Below are 20,754 nucleotides of genomic sequence, written 5' to 3'. Positions count from 1 at the left end.
TAGCGTGGCCTGACATGGCCAGTGACACCGGCGTCGCCCCGGGGACCCCGGTGCGCGACCGGGACGGCGACCCGGCGGGTGGCTCGCTCACCGAGCTCGCCGCCCTCGAGGCCGGCCGCGACGAGAAGAAGCACCTGCTGCGGAAGGCGGCCGGCCTGGCCGTCGCCGAGGCCGAGCGCGGGGCGGCTCCGCTGCCGCCGGGCTGCACGGCGGACACCCTGCCGGGCTTCTTCCGGCGGTACTACTGGAGCGAGCCCGCCGAGGAGGTCCTCGGCACGGACCCCGCCGACCTCGCCGCGCTCGCCCTGGGGCACCTGGCGCTGGCCGAGGTCCGTCCGCCGGGCGCCGCGACCGTCGACGTCCGGGCGATACCGGGTGCTCGCGTCTCCGGCCGCACCGTCATCCGGCTCGTCACCGACGACATGCCCTACCTCGTCGACTCGGTCACCGCCGAGGTGGTCCGCCAGGGCTTCGCCCTCGAGCACGTGGTCCACCCGGTCCTGGTGCTGCGCCGCGACGTCCGCGGCCGCGTCCTCGCGTTCTGCGACAGCGCGGACGCCGCCGCCTGCGGCCCCGATGCCGTCACGGAATCGTGGATGGCGCTGGTCCTGGACGGTCCCCTGGACGGGGAGGCGGCCGGCGACCTGGTGGCGGGGCTGCGGACGGTCCTGGACGACGTGCGCGCGGTGCACGAGGACGCCGGCCGGATGCGGACGCGGCTGCGTGAGCTGGCCGGGCGGCTGGAGGAGCGCGCCGACGCACCCGCCGCCGCCCACGACGCCGCCGACGACCCGGCCGAGGCGGCCGCGTTGCTCCGGTGGCTGGCGGACGACAACTTCGTGCTGCTCGGCGCGCGCGAGGTGACCCTCGACGAGGCGGAGGGCCGCCCGGCCGTCCACCCGGTGGCCGGCACCGGTCTCGGTGTGCTCCGCAGCGACCCCGGCATGGGTGGTACCTCGGGCAGCACCCCGGAGACCGCGACCGCCCCGGTCGACCACCTGCTCACCGTCACCAAGGCCGACAACCGGTCGACGGTGCACCGGCGGGCCTGGCTGGACCTGGTGAGCGTCACCCTGCCCGGCGACGGGGACGACGAGCGGCGGCAGTGCCGGTTCGTGGGCCTGTTCCCCACGTCGGCATACACGACCAGCGTCCTCGACGTCCCGCTGGTGCGGCGCCGGGTGGCCGAGGTGATCGCCCGCTCCGGGGTGCCGGCCGACAGCCACACCGGCAAGGAGCTGCTCGACGTCCTGGAGACCTACCCGCGCGACGAGCTGATGCAGGTCGGGGCCGACGAGCTGCTGCCGGTGGCCATGGCGGTGCTGCACCTGCAGGAGCGGCGGCAGACCCGGTTGTTCCTGCGCCGGGACCCGACGGGCCGGTTCTGGTCGGCCCTGGTCTACCTGCCGCGCGACCGCTACACCACCGAGGTCCGGCTGACGATGCAGCGGTTGCTGCTCGAACGCCTCGGCGGCACGAGCATCGAGTTCACTGCCCGGTCCACCGAGTCGGTGCTGGCCCGGCTGCACTTCGTCGTCCGGCCCCCGGTGGGCCGCCAGCAGGCGCTCCAGCAGGGGGACGTCGACGTGCGGGCCCTGCAGTCCGAGCTCGCCGCCGCCGCCCGCAGCTGGACCGACGACCTGTCCGACGCCCTCACCGCCCGGTTCGGCGCGGACGCCGAGAAGGTGTTCGCGCGGGTCGCCGACGCCTTCCCCGCTGCGTACCAGGAGGACTTCACCGCCGAGCGCGCCGTCGAGGACCTCGACCGCCTGGACGGGCTCGCGCCCGGCGACCTGGCGCTGCGGCTGTGGACGCCCACCGACGGCGCGCCGGGGGAGCGTCGGCTGTCGGTGTACCGGGTCGGCGAGCGGCTGCTGCTCTCGCAGATCCTGCCGATGCTGCAGAACATGGGCGTCGACGTCGTCGACGAGCGTCCCTACGAGATCGACCGGATCGGGGCGCAGCCCACCTGGATCTACGACTTCGGCATCGCCGTCCCCCAGGTGGAGCTGCCCCTGCTGCGCTCCCTGCCGGAACGGTTCACCGAGGCCCTGGGCGCGGTGTGGCGCGGGGAGGCCGAGGACGACGGCCTCGGCGCGCTGGTCATGCTCGCCGGGCTGAACTGGCGGCAGGTGACGGTCGTGCGGGCCTACGTGCAGTGGCTGCGCCAGGCCGGGCTGCCGTTCAGCCAGGCGTACGTCGAGCAGACCCTGTCCGCCCACCCCGGCGTGGTCGCCCGGTTGGTGGCGCTGTTCGAGACCCGCTTCTCACCCGGCCGGGTCACCGGCCGCGACGCCCGGCAGGCCGACCTGGTCGACGCGCTGCGCCGCTCGATCGGCGAGGTCGCCTCGCTCGACGCCGACCGGGTGCTGAGCTCCCTGCTGGCCGCGGTGACCGCCACCCAGCGGACCACGTACTACGCGGGCGGCCCGCTCGCGCTCAAGCTGGCCCCGGCGGACCTCCCCGACCTGCCCGAGCCCCGGCCCGCGCACGAGGTCTGGGTGAGCTCGCCCCGGGTCATGGGCGTGCACCTGCGGTTCGGCAAGGTCGCCCGCGGCGGGCTGCGCTGGTCCGATCGCCGGGAGGATCTGCGCACCGAGGTGCTGGGGCTGGTGAAGGCGCAGATGGTGAAGAACACCGTCATCGTGCCCACCGGCGCCAAGGGCGGTTTCGTGGTGAAGCGCCCGCCACCGGACGGTGCGCCGCGCGAGGAGGTGCTCGCCGAGGGGCAGGCCTGCTACCGGCTGTTCATCGGCGCGCTGCTGTCCCTCACCGACAACCTGGTCGAGGGCCGGGTGGTCCCGCCGCCGAAGGTGGTCCGCCACGACGGCGACGACAGCTACCTGGTCGTCGCCGCGGACAAGGGGACGGCGACCTTCTCCGACCTGGCCAACGAGGTGGCGCTGGAGCGGGGCTACTGGCTGGGTGACGCCTTCGCCTCGGGCGGCTCGGTCGGCTACGACCACAAGGCGATGGGCATCACCGCCCGCGGGGCCTGGGAGTCGGTCACCCGCTACTTCCGCGAGCTCGACCTCGACGTCCAGCGCGAGGAGTTCACCGTCGTCGGCATCGGCGACATGTCCGGGGACGTGTTCGGCAACGGCATGCTGCTGAGCGAGCACATCCGGCTGGTGGCGGCGTTCGACCACCGGCACGTGTTCGTCGACCCCACGCCCGACGCCGCGACGTCGTTCGCCGAGCGCCGGCGGCTGTTCGCGCTGCCCCGGTCGTCGTGGGCGGACTACGACGCCTCGCTGATCAGCGAGGGCGGCGGCGTCTGGCCGCGCACGGCGAAGACCGTGCCGGTGTCCGAGCAGATGCGGGTCGCCCTCGGCCTGCCCGGGGGTGTGACGGCGCTGAGCCCGGTCGAGCTGATCCGCGCGGTGCTGCTCGCGCCGGTGGACCTGCTGTTCAACGGCGGGATCGGCACGTACGTGAAGGCCGCGACCGAGAGCCACCTCGAGGTGGGGGACAAGGCCAACGACGCGGTCCGCGTGGACGGCGGGCAGCTGCGCGTGCGGGTCGTGGGGGAGGGCGGCAACCTCGGCCTCACCCAGCGCGGCCGGGTCGAGTACGCGCTGGCCGGTGGCCGGGTGAACACCGACGCCATCGACAACTCCGCCGGCGTCGACACCTCCGACCACGAGGTGAACATCAAGATCGCGCTGAACCGGGTGGTCGACGAGGGGCGGATCGACGCCGAGGGCCGGGCGGCGCTGCTCGGCGAGATGGCCGACGACGTCGCCGCCGCCGTCCTCACCCACAACCACGCGCAGAACGCGACCCTCGCCGGGGAGGCCGCGGCGGCGCGCAGCCTGCTGGACTCGCACGAGCGGTTCATCCGGTCGCTGGAGCGCTCGGGACGGCTCAACCGCTCGGTCGAGGCGCTGCCCGACGCCCGCGGGCTGGCCGAGCGCCGTCGCGACGGGCAGGGGCTGACCAGCCCGGAGCTGTCGGTGCTGCTGGCCTACGCCAAGCTGCAGACCGGCGACGCCGTGCTGGCCTCCCCGCTGCCGGACGACCCGGCGCTGGAGGAGCTGCTGATCGGCTACTTCCCCGCCCCGCTGCGCAGCCGGTTCCCCGCCGCGGTCACCAGCCACCCGCTCCGCCGCGAGATCATCGCCACCGCGCTCACCAACCGCGCGGTCAACATCGCCGGCGTCAGCGGCCTGTTCCGGCTGGGGGAGGAGACCGGCGTACCGCTGCCGACGGTCGTCCGGGCGCACGCGGTGGCGCGGGCGGTGTTCGGCATCGACGGCCTGTGGGACGCCGTCCGCCCGCTCGACAACCAGGTCTCCGCCGCCACCCAGGTCGAGGTGCGCACCGAGGCCACCCGGCTGGCCGAGCGGGCGACCCGCTGGCTGCTCCGCCAGCCCGACCTCACCGCGGAGAACGCGCCTCACCTGGCGGAGGTCAGCGCCCGGTTCGGCCCCGCGGTGGCGCAGGTGGCCGGCGGGCTGCCCGGCTGGCTGCTGGGCAGCGAGGCGGAGGCGTACTCGTCCCGGGCCGCCCGGCTGCAGGAGGCCGGCCTGCCCGCGGAGTTCGCCGCCCGTGTCGCGGCCGCCCCGCTGATGCCCGCCGCGCTCGACCTCGCGGTGGTCGCCGAGCGCACCGGGGCGCCCGTGGCCCTGGCCGGCCGGGTCATGCAGCGGCTGGCCGAGCGGCTCGGCCTGGTCGCCCTGCGCGAGCAGGTGACCGCCCTGCCGCGCGACCGCCGCTGGCCCTCGATGGCTCGGGCCTCGCTGCGCGACGACCTCGCCATGGAGCAGTCCTCGCTCACCGAGGACGTGCTGAGCCTGCGCACCGCCGACACCGACGAGCCCGACGAGCTGGTGTCGCGGTGGGAGGAGGGCTGGGCCACCGCGCAGCACCGCGCGGCCGCCCAGCTGGCCGACATCACCGCGGGGGAGCGGCAGGAGCTCGCGGAGCTGCTGGTCGCCGTCCGCACGCTGCGCGGGCTGCGCCGGCGCCGCCAGGCCCGCCGCCTGCCGCGCCCAGCCGAGGGATGACCCGCGGCCGAATGATCCGGCGCCCTGGCGGGCACGGTCGAGACGTCCGCCGTCCCGACCTGAGGAGCCGCTGTGCCGCTGCGCCCGCTCGACCGAACCGACGGGTACCTGCCCATCGAGGACCACGGCCTGATCGGTGACGGCCTCACCTGCGCGCTGGTGGCCCGGGACGGCAGCATCCCCTGGCTGTGCCTGCCGGACTTCGACAGCCGGCCGTTCCTCGCCGGCATCCTCGACGCCGAGCGCGGCGGCAGCTTCGGCATCGCCCCGGCGGGGCTGCGGGAGTCGGCCCAGCGCTACCTGCCCGACACGGGGATCCTGGTGACCGAGCTGCAGGGCGCCGACGGGCGGCTGGAGCTCACCGACTGCATGACCCTGCGCTCGGGATCCGACCTGGGCGAGCAGGTGCCGCCGGGTCGCGGGGAACTGCTGCGCCTGGCCCGGGCGGGCGGCGGGCGGGTGACGGTCGACGTCCACCTGGCCCCGCTCGACGGCGTCCAGGTGCGGCGCGAACTCGGGGCATGGCGCATCCTCTGGCCGGCCCACCCGGAGCTCGAGCTCGCCCTGTGGTGCTCGCACGAGCTGTCCGTCGACCGGACCGGCGCGCTGCGCGCCCGCGTGGAGCTGGACGACGGAGAGCTGCTGACCTGCACGCTGCACTGGTCGGGGCAGACGCACACCCGGTCGCGCACCGCCCCCCAGCGGCTGGTCGACCAGACCGCCGCCGCCTGGCGGGACTGGGCCGGGAGCATCCACTACGACGGCCCGCAGCGGGAGCTGGTGCGCCGGTCCGCGCTCACGCTGAAGCTGCTCGACCACGCCTCCACCGGCGCGATCATGGCGGCGGCGACCTCCTCGCTCCCGGAGCAGCTCGGGGGCGTGCGCAACTGGGACTACCGCTACACCTGGGTGCGCGACGCCGCCTTCACCGCCTACGCCCTGCGCCGGATCAGGATGCACGAGGAGGCCGACTCGTTCCTGGCCTGGACGCTGCGCAACATCGAGCGGGACGACCGGGCGAGCATCGTCTACACCCTCGACGGGCGGCGCCCCGGCCTGGAGTGGCAGGACCTCGCGCTCTCCGGGTACCGGGGCTCGGGGCCGGTCCGGTGGGGCAACGGAGCGGCGCGGCAGGTGCAGCACGACGTCTACGGCGAGCTGCTCGACGTCGCCTACCAGTGGGTGCGCGCCGGCGGTGAGGTGTCCCCGCCGCTCTGGCGCGCCCTGTGCGAGCTGACCGGCCAGGCGGTCGCCAACTGGCGGACGCCGGACAACGGCATCTGGGAGATCCGCGCCGCCGGCCGGCCCTTCACCTACTCCGTCGCGCTGTGCCACGTCGCCGTCGACCGGGCGTTGCGCATCGCGGACCTCTGCGGGCTGCCGCACCCCCGCCAGGAGTGGCGGCGGGAGGCGGACCTGATCCGGGCGACGCTGCTCGAGCAGGCCTGGGACGACGAGCGGGGGACGTTCACCGAGCACCTGGCGCCCCCGGACCAGCCACGCAGGGGTGGGCTGGACGGCTCGCTGCTCACGCTGCCGCTGCGCCGGGTCGTCGCCGCGGACGACCCGCGCATGGTGGCCACCACCGAGGCGGTCCGCCGGCACCTCGACGCCGGCGACGGGCTGCTCTACCGGTACCTGCACGACGAGTCGCCCGACGGGCTGCCCGGTGGCGAGGGCGCCTTCCTGCTCTGCAGCTTCTGGCTGGTCGACAACCTGGCCGGTCAGGGCCGGCTCGACGAGGCGCACGAGCTGTACGACTCGCTGTGCGGGCGCGCCAACGAGGTCGGTCTGCTGTCCGAGGAGGTCGACCCCTCGACCGGCGCCTTCCTCGGCAACTTCCCGCAGGCGTTCAGCCACGTCGGGGTCATCACGAGCGGGTGGAACCTGGCCCGTGCCGAGTCGGCGCGGGCGGGGGAGGAGCGGGCATGAAGCGGTCGTTCGTCGTCCTCGGTGCGAGCGGTGACCTCACGGGCCGGCTGCTGCTCCCCGGGCTCGCCGAGCTCGTCGAGGCGGGGGTGCTCGACGAGGAGGTCGACGTCCTCGCGGTGAGCCGGGAGGACTGGAGCGACGAGGACTACCGGGAGTGGGCGCGCCGCCGGCTGGACGCCCACGCCGCCCACGTCCCCGAGGGCACCCGCGACCGGGTCGTCGGTCGCCTCCGCCACGTCCGCGGCGACGTCACCGTGGCCGATGACCTGCGCCGGGCGCTGGACCGGCTCGAGCACGTGCCGGTGGTCTACCTGGCGCTGCCGAACACCGTCTTCCTGCCGACCCTGGAGGCGCTGGCGGAGGTGGGCCTGCCCGAAGGGGCGATCGTCGCCGTGGAGAAGCCGTTCGGCCGGGACGGGGCCGACGCGCGGGAGCTCAACCGCGTCCTCCACCGGCTGGCGCCGGAGGACGCCGTCTTCCGCATCGACCACTTCCTCGCCAAGCAGACGGTGCTCAACGTCCTGGGGCTGCGGTTCGCCAACCGCTTGTTCGAACCGGTGTGGAACGCCGCGCACATCGAGCGCGTGGACATCGTCTTCGACGAGACGCTGGGGCTGGAGGGCCGGGCCGGCTACTACGACACCGCCGGTGCCCTGCGCGACATGCTGCAGAACCACCTGCTCCAGCTGCTGGCCCTGGTGGCGATGGAGCCGCCGCTGACCGTCGACGCGGCGGGGCTCGCGGCGCGCAAGGGCGACGTGCTGCGCGCCGTCCGCCCGCCCGAGGACGTGCGCCGGGACACCGTGCGCGCCCGGTACACCGCCGGCACCGCCGCGGAGCGGGTCCTGCCCGACTACGCCGTCGAGGAGGGCGTGGACCCGGCCCGGGGGACCGAGACCTACGCCGAGTTCACCGTGACCGTCGACAACTGGCGGTGGTCGGGCGTCCCGTTCCGCCTGCGGAGCGGGAAGGCGCTGGGCGCCCAGCGGCGGGAGATCGTGATCCGGTTCCGGCCGGTCCCGCACCTCGCCTTCACCGACGAGGACCCCGAGCCCGACGTCCTGCGCATGCAGCTGGACCCCGACGGCATCGCGCTGGAGGTCAACCTCAACGGCGCCGGCGACCCGTTCGACCTCGAGCGGCGCACCCTGGACATCGATCTGCCCCCGGCCGGGCTGTCGGCCTACGGGTTGCTGCTGCGGGAGATGCTGGCCGGCGACGCCGCGCTGTCGATCAGCGACGTCGAGGCAGAGGAGTCGTGGCGGATCGTGGAGCCCGTCCTCGCCGCGTGGGCGGCCGGCGAGACGCCGCTGCTGGAGTACCCCGCCGGCTCCGACGGGCCCGCCCCGGCCTGACGTGCGAGATCTGCACTCTCGCCCCCATCCGGGTCCTGAAGCGGGCCAGTGTGCAGATCTCGTCCGGTCTCGGGGCGTCTAAGCCCAGGGCTAGAGAGGTGTAGACGACGTCAGAGGGCCGGCCGGCGCTCGCCGAACCGGGTGGCCTGCTCGAAGGCGTGCCCCACCTCGAGCACCCGCCGGTCGGCCCGGGCGGGGCCGATCACCTGCAGGCCGACGGGGAGCCCGTCGGCGGTGAAGCCACCGGGCACCGACAGCGCCGGGCACCCGGTGGCCGAGATGACCGTGCAGGAGCGCATCCACTCCAGGTAGTTGTCCTGGTGGACCCCGGCGATCTCGGTCGGGTACTCGATCTCCACCGGGAAGGGCAGCACCTGCGTCGTCGGGGCGAGCAGCACGTCGTACCGCTCGAAGAACGCGACCATCCGCTCGTGCAGCTTCGTGTGCAGCTGCTCGGCGCGGGCCACGTCGGCGCCGGTCAGCTCCGCGCCCCGCGCCGCGTTCCAGCGGATCGACTCCTTGACCTGGTCCGGGTGGCGGCGGATCAGCTCACCGAACGACGCGTCGAACAACCACGCCCGCAGCGTGCCGAACACCTCGTCGGCGCCGGAGAGGTCGGGGCAGGCCTCCTCCACCGAGGCTCCCAGCGACTCGAACACCGCGATCGACGACGCGAGCCCGGCGGTGATCGCGGGGTCGACGGTCACCTGCCCGCCGAGGTCGGGCGCCCAGGCCACCCGCAGCCCGTCGAGCCGCTCGGGCAGGGGCGCGGCGAAGCCGGCGCCGGGCTCCTCGAGCGCGATCGGCACCCGGGGGTCGGGCCCGGCCAGGACCGACAGCTGCAGGGCGACGTCGGCCACGGTCCGCCCCATGGGCCCCTGCACCGAGAGGGTCGACCAGCCCATCGGCGCCGGCCACGTCGGCACGCGGCCGGGGGTGGGCCGCAGCCCGACGACGTTGCAGAACGCCGCCGGGTTGCGCAGCGAGCCGCCCATGTCGCTGCCCTCGGCCACGGGCACCAGCCCGGCCGCCAGCGCCGCCGCTGCCCCGCCGCTGGAGCCGCCCGCGGAGAGCCCGTGCCGGTAGGGGTTGTGGGTGGCGCCGAACACCGGGTTGAAGGTGTGCGAGCCCGCCGCGAACTCCGGCACGTTGGTCTTGCCCACGCGGATCGCCCCGGCGCCCACCAGGCGGGCCACCACGAGCTCGTCGGAATGCGGCACGGTGCCGGCGTGCACCGGTGAACCCCAGGTCGTGCGCATGCCCCCGGTGGCGTGGGTGTCCTTGTGCGCGACCGGGAGGCCGTGCAGGGGACCGAGCGGCTCGCCGGCGGCCTGCGCGGCGTCGGCGGCGTCGGCGGCGCTCCGGGCGGCCTCGGCGTCCAGCGTCACGATGGCGTTGATCTGCGGGTTCACCCGCTCGATGCGCCGCAGGTGCGCCTCGAGCAGCTCCCGGGCGGACACCTCGCGGCGGCGCACGAGTGCGGCCAGCTCGGTGGCGGGGCGGGTGCAGAGCTCGTCGTCGGCGGTCACCCCGGCAGCCTGCCAGAAGCCCGCGTGCGTGCGGGCGCGGCCTCCGGGGAACGATGGCCGGTGATGACCGACGAACGAACCACTGCCGACGACGCGGGCCCCGAGGACACGACGAGCGAGGGCTCCACCTTCGAGGACCTCGGCCTGCGCCCCGAACTGCTGAAGGCGCTCGGCGCCCTGGGCTACGAGGAGCCCACCCCCATCCAGCGCGAGGCCGTCCCGCCGCTGGCGGAGGGCCGGGACCTGCTGGGCCAGGCGGCCACGGGGACCGGCAAGACCGCCGCCTTCTCGCTGCCCGTGCTGCAGCGCATGCCGGCCCACCGCACCGATCGGGAGCCGGTCGCGCTGGTGCTGGTGCCCACCCGCGAGCTCGCCGTCCAGGTGTCGGAGGCGCTGCACCGCTACGGCCGCGAGCTGGGTGCCCGCGTGCTGCCCGTCTACGGCGGGGCGCCGATCGTGCGGCAGCTCCGCTCGCTGGAATCGGGCGTCGACGTCGTCGTCGCGACCCCCGGCCGCGCCCTCGACCTGCTCAACCGCGGCGCACTGCACCTCGGCGCGATCGCGACCGTCGTGCTGGACGAGGCCGACGAGATGCTCGACATGGGCTTCGCCGAGGATCTCGAGGCGATCCTCGACGAGACGCCGGAGAAGCGGCAGACGGTGCTCTTCTCGGCCACGATGCCCCGCCGCCTCGACGCGCTGGCGCGCCGCCACCTCATCGACCCGGTGCGGATCACCATCGCCCGGGAGCGGGTGACGCCCGGTTCGGCGCCCCGCATCCGCCAGACCGCCTACGTCGTCCCCCGCGGCGCCAAGCCGGCCGCGCTGGGCCGGATCCTGGACGTCGAGGCGCCGACCGCGGCGATCGTCTTCTGCCGCACCCGCGAGGAGGTCGACTCCCTCACCGAGACCCTGAACGGCCGCGGGTACCGGGCCGAGGCCCTGCACGGCGGGATGAGCCAGGAGCAGCGCGACCGGGTGATGGGCCGGCTGCGCGGGGGGACGGCGGAGCTGCTGGTGGCCACCGACGTCGCGGCCCGCGGGCTGGACGTGGAGCAGCTCACCCACGTCGTCAACTACGACGTCCCCTCGGCGCCGGAGTCCTACGTGCACCGCATCGGCCGGGTCGGCCGGGCCGGCCGCGAAGGGGTGGCGATCACGCTCGCCGAGCCCCGGGAGCACCGGATGCTCAAGACCATCGAGCGGGTCGCGGGCGCCCCGATCGCCGTCGAGAAGGTGCCCACGGTGGCGGACCTGCGCACCCGTCGCCTCGACCTCACCCGCGGAGCGCTGCGGGAGAGCCTGCTCACCGACGACCTGGACCGCTTCCGGGTGGTCGTCGAGACCCTCACCGACGAATTCGACCTCATGGAGGTCGCGCTCGCGGCGGTGAAGCTGGCGCACGAGGCGGCCGGGCCGGTCGACGACGACGAGGAGATCCCGCAGGTCTCCTTCCGCCCGGAGCGGGACGGCGGACGCGCCGGCGGCGGCCGGGACGCGGGGCGCCGGGACGAGCGCGGCGGCCGGCCGGCCGGGCGCTCCGGCGGCGCTCCGGCCGCGCGCCTGTTCGTGGGGGTGGGGCGCGACGCCGGCATCCGCCCAGGCGACCTGGTCGGTGCCATCACCGGGGAGACGGGGCTGACCGGGCGCGACGTCGGATCGATCGAGATCCACCAGCGGTTCGCCCTGGTGGAGGTGCCCGAGTCCGCGGCCGACGAGGTGGTGCAGGCGCTGCGCGCCACGATGATCAAGGGGCGCAAGGCGCAGGTGCGGCGCGACCGGGGCCGCTGACCGCCGGTGGCCTCAGGTCCCGACCGGGTCCTGCGGCACGGTGGGCGGCACCCGGGTCGGCCCGGCCTCGGGCGGCCGGGGACGGTTCTGGGGGTGCAGCCGGACGGCGACCAGCGCGACGTCGTCCTCGGGCCGGCCGTGCACCAGCCGGTCCAGCAGTTCGTCCAGCAGGTGCTGCAGCGGCAGGTCGGCGAGCTCGACCAGCGCCTCGCGCAGCCGCTGGATCCCCTCGTCGAGGTCGGAGTCGCGGCGCTCCACGAGCCCGTCGGTGTAGAGCAGGACCGTCGAGCCGCGCTCGAGCGTGACCACCGTCTCCCGGCGCTGGGTGCCGGGGTCGACCCCGAGCAGCAGGTCGCCGGTCCAGTCACCGAGCTCGGCCACCTTGCCGTCCGGGGTGAGGACCAGCGGGGGCAGGTGCCCGGCGTTCGCCCAGCGCATCCGGGTGACGCCCTGGACCCCCTCCTCGGGCGTCTGCTCGAAGCGGGCCACGGCCGCGGTGGCCAGCGTCGAGATCTGCAGCGTCGTCATCGAGGCGTCGAGCCCGCGCAGCACCTCGCCGGGGCCGGCATCGCTGTACGTGGCGACTCCGCGCAGCAGCCCGCGCAGCTGCCCCATGGCGGCGGCGGCCTCGGTGTCGTGCCCGACGACGTCGCCGATGACCAGCATGGTCGAGCCGCTGGGCTGCATGAAGGCGTCGTACCAGTCGCCCCCGACCCGGGCGGCCTCCGCGGCGGGGAGGTAGCGCACCGCGATCTCGGCGTGGTCGGGCTCGGGGGGGTCGGTGAGCAGGCTGCGCTGCAGCCCCTCGGCGAGTTGCTGCTGGGCGGTGTAGAGCCGGCCGTTGTCCAGGGCCAGGCCGGCGCGGTCGGCGGCCTCCTGGGCGGTGGCCAGGTTCTCCGCCCGGGACGTGGTCTCCTGCGTGTAGTAGACGGTGAGCAGGCCCAGCGTGCGGTTGCGCCCGCGCATCGGCAGGACGACGGCCTCGCGGGGGGCCAGCCGGGCCAGCAGGTCCCGGGCCTCGCCCGGGGCCATCAGGTCCAGCACCGCGGCGCCGTCGCTGCGCTGCTGCGCTCCCGTGCGCAGCGCGATGGCCGCCGGCGAGTCCGGCGGCATCGAGTCCAGCCGCACGCTCCGGTACCGATCCAGCACCGGGCACATCGCGGGATCGGCGTGCCAGCTGCCGACGTCCCGGGGACGGCCGTCCTCGTCCACGACCGTGACGATGCAGAAGTCGGCGAGCGCGGGGACGACGAGCCGCGGGAGGTGGCTCATCGCGGCCTGCTGGTCCAGGGCGCCGGCCAGGTCGGCGCTGACGCGTGCCAGCAGCGCCAGCCGCTGGGCCGACCGCTCCGCCTGCTCCTGCATCCGGCGGCGCTCGGTGACCTCGAGGAAGTACACCGACAGCCCGTCGGGGCTCGGCCAGGCGCGCAGCTCGTACCAGCCGTCCAGCGGGGCCGGGTAGTAGGCGTCGAACGACACCGGCTCGCCGGTGCGGACCGCCTCGTTGAAGCTGTGCTCGAAGACGCTGTTGAGCGCGTCCGGGAAGGCCTCCCACAGCACGCGGCCCAGCAGCTCGTCGCGCGTCACCTGCAGCAACCGCTCGGCCTCGGCGTTCACGTGGGTGAACCGCCAGTCGCGGTCGAGGCTGTAGAAGCCGGCGGGCATGGCCTCGAGCACCCGGGTGACCAGGGTGGCGGCCTCCCGCTCACCGGTGATGTCGAAGGCGGCGCCGAGCAGGCGGACGGCGGAGCCCCGGCGGTCGGGCAGCGCCCGGCCGCGCGCGTGCACCCACCGGGTCTCGCCGTCGGGCCGGATCACGCGGTAGGTCGCGTCGAAGTCGCCGCACTCGTCGATGGCCTGCTGCAGCGCCTCCCCGACCGGCTCCTGGTCGTCCGGGTGCAGCCGCGCGTGGAACGCCTCGATCGTCTGGTCGAAGCCCTCGGTGTCGTAGCCGAACAGCGTGATCAGCTGCTCGTCCCAGATCAGCTGCCCGGTCGCCAGGTCCCAGTCGAACGTGCCGACCTCACCGGCCTCGGTGGCCAGCTCCCAGCGCACGCGGTCGTTCTCCGACCGCCGCAGCAGCGCCGAGAGCTCGAGCTCGGTCATCACCGAGCCGGCGAGCTGGCGCAACGTGTCGATCTCCGACGCCGACCACGGCCGCGGCTCGGGATCGAACACGCAGAGCGCACCGACGACGACACCCGAGGCGTCGGTGAGCGCGATGCCCAGGTAGGAACCGACGGCGCCGGCCCGGACCGGCGGGAGGTCGTGGACGCGTTCGTCGGACCGGGCGTCGCTGACGACGAGCGCCTCCCCCGCGGGCAGCGCGGCGGTCACCGTGCAGAGGGACTCCTCGAGCGGCCCGGTGGCACCCACGGCGGCGGCACCGGTGCCGGCGGCGACGTGCTGGATGTCCACCAGCAGCGAGACCTGGCTCCCGCTGGTGCCCAGGAGCCGGGCGGCGAGCGCCGCGAGGCGGTCCAGGCCGGTGTGGTCGCCGTGGGGGAGGACGGCGCGGGCGGCCGCCACGCGGGCGGGGTCCTGCCGCAACTGGGCCGCCGACCGGTCGCCGACGGCCGGGGCCGTGTCGACCGTGCGGTCCGATCCGTCCACCGAAGCCCTTCTGCCCCGGCGGTCGCCGGATCCGGGACACCGGGCGCCCGCTGCTCGGGCGCGCCAGGTCACTGCTGTTATGTCACGAGTAGCCGGTTGCGCGCAACCAACCGCTCGCTCGGGGCGGGAGAGATCCGCCTCACCGAGCGGGTACGACCAGGGTCAACGCCGTGCCACCGTCATGTTCCACGTGCAACCCCGCCCGCCTCAACAGGCTCCGGAGTCGCACCACGTCGCCCGGCTCGGCGGTCGTGGTGGCGAGCAGCCGGGCCACCCGGCCCTTGTGCGCCTTGTTGAAGTGGCTGACGACGGCGCGGGTGCCGTCGGGCCGTTCGCTCAGGACGGCCACGGTGACCGCGCCGGGTGCGGGGGCCAGGGCCGCGTAGGAGCCGCTGCGCAGGTCGACGACGAGCCCCTCGACGCCGTCGAGCACCGGCCCGAGCGCCGGCCGCCACAGGGCACGCAGGGTGGGCCGGCCGGGCAGCGCGGAGCCCGCCGACAGGCGGTAGGCCGGGATCCGGTCCCCGCCGGCGACCAGGCCGAACAGCGCCGACCCCACGGCCAGCCGCCGGTCCGCGCGGGCCCGCTGCGCCCGGGTGAGGGAGCCGACGTCCAGGGCGTCGTAGAGGACGCCCGTGTAGCGCTGCAGCGCCGGGAGGGTGCCGGCGGAGAAGAGGGCCGCGTTGCGGGCGATCTCGTCGTCCTGCTTCGGGGAGAGCCCCAGCGCGGCCCGGGATGCCGGGAGGTCGCCGGCGAGCTCCACCAGCGCCTCGGTGAGCTGGGTCCGCACCGGGGTGAGCTGCGGAGCGGTGAGCGCGGCGAGGTCGAGCGGAGGGCCGTCACCGCCGGGGGCCTTGGTCTCCGACGGGGGCAGCAGGACGAGCACGGGGGGTGAACATACGTGCCCGTCGGGCTGCTCAGTCCGAGAGGTCGACGACCACCGGCGCGTGGTCGCTGGCCCCCTTGCCCTTGCGCTCATCGCGGTCGATGAACGCCCCGCCGACCCGCGCGGCCAGCGCCGGGGAGCCCAGGACGAAGTCGATGCGCATGCCCTCGCGCCGGGGGAAGCGCAGCTGCGTGTAGTCCCAGTAGGTGTAGACCCCCGGGCCCGGGGCGTGCGGGCGGACCACGTCGGCGTACCCGGCGTCGACCACCGCCTGGAACGCCGCCCGCTCCGGGGCGGAGACGTGCGTCGACTGGCTGAACACCGACATGTCCCAGACGTCGTCGTCCTGCGGGGCGATGTTCCAGTCGCCCACGAGAGCGACCTGCGCGGCCGGGTCCTCGGCCAGCCAGCCCGCCGCGGTGTCCCGCAGCGCGGCCAGCCACTCGAGCTTGTAGGTGTAGTGCGGGTCGGCCAGGGTGCGGCCGTTGGGTACGTAGAGGCTCCACACCCGGACGCCGGCGCAGGTGGCGGCCAGCGCCCGCGCCTCGCAGGTGGTCTCCTCGCCCCAGCACGGTTGGCCGGGGAAGCCGACGGTGACGTCCTCCAGCCCCACGCGGGACAGGATCGACACCCCGTTCCACTGCGAGTAGCCGACGTGCGCGACCTCGTAGCCGAGGTCGGTGAACCGGGCCTCGGGGAACTGGTCGTCCCGGCACTTGGTCTCCTGCATGGCCAGGACGTCGACGTCGTGCCGCTCCAGGAAGGCCGCGACGCGGTCGGCGCGGGTGCGGATCGAGTTCACGTTCCAGGTGGCCAGGCGCACGGGCCGGAGCTTACGGAGGGCCACCGACGGCCCGGTCCGGCCGCCCCGGCTGCCGGTGTCGCCGGATCGGGCGGTCTCGCCCGGAGGCCCGGTCGCGGCTTCCCGACCGGCCGAACGGTGGGAGCATGGCCCGGTGAGCTGGGCTGGCGCGGAGCGCGTGGGATGACCGTCGGGACGACACCTCCCGCCCCGCAGCGGGGAGCGCGGGCGTCGGGGGCCGTTCCGCGGCGCGGGTTCGGCGCCGCCCTCCGCTGGACCGTCCTCGGCGCGCTGGTGCCCGGGGCCGCGCTGCTCGCCGCCGGCCGCCGACGGCTCGGCGCGGTCGTGCTCACCGTCTTCCTCCTGCTGGTCGCCGCCGCCGGGTGGCTGGCCACCGGGGGGCAGCGGTTCGCCGCCCGCACCCTCGTCGACACCGACGTCCTGCTCTGGACCACCATCGGCATCGGCGTGCTGGCCGCGCTGTGGATCGCCGTCGTCGTCGCCGGCTACCGGATGCTCGTGCCGGCCGGCACGTCGCGCGGGCGGCGCGCCGCCGGCGGGCTGGTCGTGGTGGTGCTCGTCGCGGCGATCGTCGTCCCGGCCGTCGTCGCGGGGCACCTGGCGACGACGTCGCGGGACCTCATCGCCGGTGTGTTCGACGACGACCGGGAGTCGGCCACCGTCGACGAGGAGCCGGAGGACGACACCGCCGAGCTCTTCGGTGGCCGCGAGCGGGTGAACGTGCTGCTGCTGGGGGGCGACGGCGGGGAGGGGCGGGAGGGAGTCCGCACCGACACGGTCATCGTGGCCAGCACCGACACCGAGACCGGCGAGACCCTCCTGTTCAGCCTGCCCCGCAACCTCCAGGACCTGCCGTTCCCCGAGGACAGCCCGCTGGCCGAGGTCTACCCCGACGGCTTCGACGCCGGCAGCGAGAGCGAGAGCCTGCTCAACGCCGTCTACCGCAACGGCCCGGCCTGGTACCCCGACGTCCTCGGCCCCACCGACGACCCGGGCGCCGACTTCCTCAAGCTGGGCGTCGGGGAGGCGCTCGGCCTGCGGATCGACTACTTCGTGCTGGTCAACCTCGAGGGGTTCAGCCGGCTGGTCGACGCGCTCGGTGGGATCACGGTCAACGTGAACTACTACGTGCCCATCAACGGTGACCCGGGCACCGGCGAGCTGCCCGACGACTACATCGAGCCGGGGCCGGACCGCCGCATGGACGGGTACACCGCGCTGCAGTTCGCCCGGGGCCGGTTCGGCCTGAGCGACTACGACCGCATGGCGCGGCAGCGCTGCACCATCTCCGCGATCGTCGACGCCGCCGACCCGGTGACGCTCCTGCAGCGCTACCAGCGGCTGGCCGCGACCACCGAGGACATCATGAGCACCGACATCCCGCGCTCGCGGCTCGACGACTTCGTCGACCTGGCGTTCCTCGTGAAGGACGCCGAAATCCGCAGCGTCGTGTTCGACCCCTCGGTGATCGATCCCGCCTATCCGGACTACGACCGGATCCGGCAGCTCGTCCAGGAGGCGATCGACCCGCCGCCCGCGCCGCCGGAGGCTCCCGAGCCGGGGGAGGCCCCGGAGCCGGCGGACGACCCGGTCACCGACGTCGCCGACGCCTGCGCCTACGACCCGGCCCGCGCGGCCGAGGCGCGCGCGGAGGGCGAGCCGCCGACCCGGTGAGCACCCGGGCGGCGCCGGTCAGCCCAGGGCGATGTCGCGCCGGCGGAAGCCGGCGAAACCGGCTGCCAGGAGGACGGCGGCAACGGCGGCCAGCCCGACCAGTGGCGTGAGCCGCCACTCCTCGAGCGGCAGCGTCGGAGTCCAGGTGATCGGCGACAGGTCGCTCACCCAGCCCGGCCAGTCGAACGAGTCGGCGAACATGGTGATCACCAGCAGGAGACCGACCGCCGTCCACGCCACGGTGGCCGCCAGCCGGGGCAGCAGCCCGAAGAGCGCGACGGCGACGCCGGCGACCACCCAGGTGGCGGGGACGTAGGACGCGGCGGCCCCGACCATCCGGCCGAGCGCCGCCCCCTCGCCGGTCTGCGCCATCCGCACCAGCCCGGTGGTGACCCCGGCGACCGTCATCGCCAGGGCCGAGCCGAGCAGCGCGATCAGCACGTGGCTGCCCAGCCACGCCCGGCGGCTGGTCGCCGTGGCGAGCAGCACCTCGGCCCGGTCGTCCGACTCCTCGGTGCGGGCCCGCAGGACCGCTGACACCGCGTAGGCCGACGCCAGCAGCGCCGTGACGGCGAACGTCGTGCCGAGGTAGGCGTCGACGAGCCGGCCGACGTCCGGGTCGCCGAAGACGGCCAGCGCCTGCTCGTTCTCCCCGATCAGCGTCTCGACCGAGTCCGCCAGGGCGCCGTAGACCACGCCGAGCAGCCCCAGCCCGACCGTCCAGGCGATCAGCGCACCGCGGTGCAGCCGGACCGCCAGCCCGAGCGGGGAGAGCAGCGCCCGCCGGGCGGCGGGCCGGCCGGGCCGGGGCTGGACGAGCCCGGAGCCGAGGTCCCGGCGGTCGAGCAGCGCGAAGCCGGCGACGACGAGGGCCGCGGCCACGACCAGGCACAGCAGCAGCGGGGCGAGGGCGTCGTCGGTGAACGGGTGCGCGGCCTGCGCCCATCCGATCGGAGAGGTCCACACCACCCAGTTCCCCTCGATGTCGCCGATGGCGCGCAGCACGAACGCGACGGCGAACAGCCCACCGACCAGGCCGTAGACGCCGCGGGTGTGACCGGTGGCCTGGGCGGCGACCGCGCTGATCCCGGTGAACACCAGCCCGCACGCGCCCACCGAGGCGCCGAGCACGAAGGAGCCGAGCGCCGGCAGCCCGGACGCCGTCGTGGCCGCCCCGATGGTGAGCGCCAGCGCTCCGCACGCCAGCGAGGAGAGCAGCACGGCGGCCAGCAGCGGCGCGTGCCGGCCGACGCGCGCCGACCGGAGCAGCTCGGTGCGGCCGGCCTCCTCGTCGGCCCGGGTGTGCCGGGCGACGGTGAACATCACCATCAGCGCGGCGATCAGCATCACCGTCGCGGAGATCTCGAACGCGACCGCGCCGGCGACGGTGTCCAACCCGACCGGGGGGCCGGCCAGCGCGATCGTCGCCGCGTTGCTGCCGACCGACGCCCGGTACGCGGCCAGGTCGGCGGGGGTGTCGTAGAGGGCCTGGCTGGAGAGGGACTGCGTGAGGACCATGAAGGTGCCGGCGGCGATCCAGATCGGCAGCCGCAGCCGGTCCCGGCGCAGTGCGAAGCGGAACAGCGCGCCGGTGCCGGCGAGCGTGCCCGATCCGGTGCTCATGGCCGCCCCGCCTCCTGGGCCACCGGCGCGCCGTCGGCGGCGAGCTCGTCGCCGTAGTGCCGGAGGAACAGCTCCTCGAGCGTGGGCGGGGTGCTCGTCAGGCCGCGCACGCCGAGGGGGGCGAGGTGGCGCAGCACGCCGTCGAGCGCGTCGGTGTCGACGTCGAGGCGCACCCGGCCGTCCTCGGAGCGCAGGTCGTGCACCCCGGGCAGGGAGCCGAGCCCCTCGGCGGGGCGCTCGGTCTCCACCACCATGGACATCCGGGTGAGGTGGCGCAGCTCGGCCAGCGTGCCGCTCTGCACGGTTCGGCCGAGGCGGATGATGCTCACCCGGTCGCAGAGGGCCTCGGCCTCGGCGAGGATGTGGCTGGACAGGAGCACCGTGCGGCCCTCGTCGCGCAGCTCCCGGATGCACTCCTGGAACACCGCCTCCATGAGCGGGTCCAGCCCCGAGGTCGGCTCGTCCAGGATGAACAGCTCCGCGTCGGAGGCGAGCGCCGCGACGAGGGCGACCTTCTGCCGGTTGCCCTTCGAGTAGGTGCGCGCCTTCTTCCTCGGGTCGAGGTCGAAGCGCTCCAGCAGCTCCGCGCGGCGGCGCGGATCGAGGCCGCCGCGCAGGGCGCCGATGAGGTCGATCGCCTCGCCACCGCTGATGGTCGGCCACAAGGTCACGTCCCCCGGGACGTAGGCGAGCCTGCGGTGCAGCGCGACGGCGTCACGCCACGGATCACCCCCGAGCAGCTCCGTCCGGCCCGCGTCGGGGCGCAGCAGGCCCAGCAGCACGCGGATGGTCGTGGACTTCCCGGACCCGTTCGGGCCGAGGAAGCCGTGCACCTCGCCGGAGGCGACCTCGAGGTCGAGGCCGTCGAGGGCGCGGGTGGTGCCGAAGGTCTTCACCAGGCCGGAGACGGAGATGGCTGTGGTCACGGCGGCAGAACCTACACTTCTTTCACAAACTTGTGAAGTTCATTGCATCTGCGACGCGTCCGGTACCGTGAGGAGATGACCAGCGTGGAGGCGACGCACGAGGAGCGGGCCACCCTGCTCCGCTTCGTCGAGCGGTTCGCCCTGGTCCTGCGGGAGTCGGGCATGGCGCCGATGCCTGCCCGGGTCTTCGCCTACGCCCTCGCCGACGACGCCGACCGCTACACCGCCGCGGAGCTGGCCGAGGGGCTGCAGGTCAGCCCGGCCGCGATCAGCGGCGCGGTCCGCCAGCTCGTGCAGATCGGGTTCCTCGTCCGGGAACGGGAGCCGGGGACGCGCAGCGACCTCTACGTCCTCGACGACGAGAATCTGTGGACGCGGTTCGCGGGCGCGGAGCTGGCCGCGCTGCAGCGGTTCGAGGACGTCGTCGCGGGCGGCATCGAGCTGATCGGCGTCGACCGCCCGGGTGGGCGCCGGCTGGCCGAGACCCGGGAGTTCCTCGCCTTCCTGCACGAGGTGCTCGCCGACGCGGTCGCCCGCTGGCCCGCGGAGCGGGTCCGGCGCGCCGTACCCGGGCGCGACGGCTGACCCGCGGC

12 protein-coding genes are annotated in these 20,754 nt (G+C 75.1%); 6 read left to right on the top strand and 6 right to left on the bottom strand.

What is annotated here, in order from left to right; all coding sequences use genetic code 11:
* Window positions 1-14 precede the first annotated feature (14 nt).
* The 3 genes from ACI79S_RS00770 (at window position 15) to ACI79S_RS00760 (ending at window position 8,296) form a co-directional block, all read left to right on the top strand.
* A complete protein-coding gene (locus ACI79S_RS00770) occupies window positions 15-5,009 on the top strand; it encodes an NAD-glutamate dehydrogenase (protein ID WP_456591536.1) in 4,995 nt (1,664 codons plus the stop codon).
* 72 nt (window positions 5,010-5,081) lie between these two features.
* The gene (locus ACI79S_RS00765; protein ID WP_456591535.1) at window positions 5,082-6,941 is read left to right on the top strand and encodes a glycoside hydrolase family 15 protein; all 1,860 of its coding nucleotides are present in this window, start codon (window positions 5,082-5,084) and stop codon (window positions 6,939-6,941) included.
* A complete protein-coding gene (locus tag ACI79S_RS00760) occupies window positions 6,938-8,296 on the top strand; it encodes a glucose-6-phosphate dehydrogenase (RefSeq protein ID WP_456591534.1) in 1,359 nt (452 codons plus the stop codon). Before ACI79S_RS00765 ends, ACI79S_RS00760 begins: the two co-directional genes overlap by 4 nt.
* A 110-nt stretch (window positions 8,297-8,406) precedes the next feature.
* Here the strand turns inward: ACI79S_RS00760 and ACI79S_RS00755 are convergent, their stop codons facing one another.
* Window positions 8,407-9,825 (bottom strand): amidase, encoded by a 1,419-nt coding sequence (locus ACI79S_RS00755; RefSeq protein WP_456591533.1) that lies wholly within the window; start codon window positions 9,823-9,825, stop codon window positions 8,407-8,409.
* A gap of 63 nt (window positions 9,826-9,888) precedes the next feature.
* Here ACI79S_RS00755 and ACI79S_RS00750 point away from each other — a divergent pair, with 63 nt between their 5' ends.
* A complete protein-coding gene (locus ACI79S_RS00750; RefSeq protein ID WP_456591532.1) occupies window positions 9,889-11,616 on the top strand; it encodes a DEAD/DEAH box helicase in 1,728 nt (575 codons plus the stop codon).
* Between the two features lie 12 nt (window positions 11,617-11,628).
* Here ACI79S_RS00750 and ACI79S_RS00745 read toward each other — a convergent pair whose 3' ends face one another.
* From ACI79S_RS00745 to ACI79S_RS00735, 3 genes are all read right to left on the bottom strand, one after another.
* Window positions 11,629-14,229 (bottom strand): SpoIIE family protein phosphatase, encoded by a 2,601-nt coding sequence (locus ACI79S_RS00745; protein WP_456591531.1) that lies wholly within the window; start codon window positions 14,227-14,229, stop codon window positions 11,629-11,631.
* A gap of 139 nt (window positions 14,230-14,368) precedes the next feature.
* Complete coding sequence (gene yaaA, locus ACI79S_RS00740) at window positions 14,369-15,115, bottom strand: peroxide stress protein YaaA (protein WP_456591530.1); 747 nt, start codon at window positions 15,113-15,115, stop codon at window positions 14,369-14,371.
* Window positions 15,116-15,146: 31 nt separating this feature from the next.
* Window positions 15,147-15,938: an exodeoxyribonuclease III gene (locus ACI79S_RS00735; RefSeq protein ID WP_456591529.1), complete on the bottom strand. Its 792-nt coding sequence runs from the start codon at window positions 15,936-15,938 to the stop codon at window positions 15,147-15,149.
* Between the two features lie 162 nt (window positions 15,939-16,100).
* Between ACI79S_RS00735 and ACI79S_RS00730 the strand changes: the two genes are divergently transcribed.
* Window positions 16,101-17,612, top strand: a complete 1,512-nt coding sequence (locus ACI79S_RS00730; RefSeq protein ID WP_456591528.1) for an LCP family protein — start codon at window positions 16,101-16,103, stop codon at window positions 17,610-17,612.
* An 18-nt stretch (window positions 17,613-17,630) separates the two neighbouring features.
* Here the strand turns inward: ACI79S_RS00730 and ACI79S_RS00725 are convergent, their stop codons facing one another.
* Together ACI79S_RS00725 and ACI79S_RS00720 are read right to left on the bottom strand one after the other, a co-directional pair.
* Window positions 17,631-19,235 (bottom strand): ABC transporter permease, encoded by a 1,605-nt coding sequence (locus ACI79S_RS00725; protein WP_456591527.1) that lies wholly within the window; start codon window positions 19,233-19,235, stop codon window positions 17,631-17,633.
* On the bottom strand, window positions 19,232-20,161 hold the full coding sequence (locus ACI79S_RS00720; protein ID WP_456591526.1) for an ABC transporter ATP-binding protein: 930 nt from the start codon (window positions 20,159-20,161) through the stop codon (window positions 19,232-19,234). Before ACI79S_RS00720 ends, ACI79S_RS00725 begins: the two co-directional genes overlap by 4 nt.
* Before the next feature lie 75 nt (window positions 20,162-20,236).
* Here ACI79S_RS00720 and ACI79S_RS00715 point away from each other — a divergent pair, with 75 nt between their 5' ends.
* Window positions 20,237-20,746, top strand: a complete 510-nt coding sequence (locus ACI79S_RS00715; protein WP_456591525.1) for a GbsR/MarR family transcriptional regulator — start codon at window positions 20,237-20,239, stop codon at window positions 20,744-20,746.
* Window positions 20,747-20,754: the final 8 nt, after the last annotated feature.

This window comes from Blastococcus sp. SYSU DS1024, from assembly GCF_054050795.1.
This window is presented reverse-complemented; position numbering and strand designations above follow the sequence as displayed.